General features: G+C 59.3%; 1 protein-coding gene. It reads left to right on the top strand.

Going from position 1 to position 454, the window contains the following annotated elements:
- Positions 1 to 37: 37 nt before the first annotated feature.
- A partial coding sequence (locus EN786_RS36105) for a hypothetical protein (protein WP_135910035.1) occupies positions 38 to 454 on the top strand: 417 nt, incomplete at its 3' end.

Here is a 454-nt window from a genome sequence, read left to right as displayed (position 1 = left end):
GAAACTCCAAGGGTTTGATTGATTTTGAGGAGACCATATGGCGGCCAGACATCGCGCGTTGCTGCTGCTGTCCTTGCCTTTCGCTTTGGGGCTTCCGCTGGCCTGGCAGCACGTGTCCGCCGAGGAAGCCGTAATGTCGGCAACCTTCGCAGGCAAACCTTGGACGGCGTCTTTCACCCTGGCCCAGATGATGCAGATGGCCGGCAAGCCGATGCTGAATCTCTCGGGAACCGAGCAAGGCTCACCTACCATGACCTTCAATTCGATGCTGGTGCTGAAAGATCCCAACGACTTTGCCGGCAGCTATCCGCTCAAGACCGGCTCCGCCGCGAACAGCGCCAACTTCAACATTCTCGATTCCGGCGCCATGGTCGGCCATGTCCGCTTCGGGAGCGGCGAGATCGTCATCGACAAATACGACGCCGCGAGCAGGACCGTCTCTGGCCATTTCAGC

The sequence above is a fragment of the Mesorhizobium sp. M4B.F.Ca.ET.143.01.1.1 genome (assembly GCF_004792275.1).
In the GTDB taxonomy this organism is placed as follows: domain Bacteria; phylum Pseudomonadota; class Alphaproteobacteria; order Rhizobiales; family Rhizobiaceae; genus Mesorhizobium; species Mesorhizobium abyssinicae.
Note: the sequence above shows the minus strand (reverse complement) of the source record. Positions and strands in the feature narration are given on the sequence as shown.